This window comes from Oleiphilus sp. HI0123, from assembly GCF_001635315.1.
Genome location: NZ_LWGE01000179.1, coordinates 1 through 346, shown reverse-complemented (window position 1 = coordinate 346; position 346 = coordinate 1). Strand labels below are relative to the sequence as shown.

Here is a 346-nt window from a genome sequence, read left to right as displayed (position 1 = left end):
ATTATTTCGGGTGTTGTTGAGCGAAAGCAAACCATGCCTGTGCTTTCGAATATTTTGCTTGAAGCAGAACCAGGTAAAGTAGAATTAACCGGCACCAATATGGAGGTTGAGTTAGTTTGTACGCTTAATAGCGCCGCAGTCGAGACTGCTGGAAGAATTACCTTGCCTGCACGTAAGTTAGTAGATATTTGTCGCTCTTTACCAAATGATGCAGTGATTGAGCTAAGTCTGGAAGGTGAAAAGATGCACCTTCGTTCCGGTAAGAGCCACTTTACCTTAGCAACCTTGCCAGCAGATCAGTTTCCGAATACTGAAGAGTCTCCTCACGATATTGCTGTGAGTTTCA

The 346-nt window shown here is 43.9% G+C and carries 1 pseudogene; it reads left to right on the top strand.

The window, feature by feature from the left end:
* A pseudogene (locus tag A3761_RS01650) lies at positions 1-346 on the top strand (DNA polymerase III subunit beta); the annotation flags it as partial.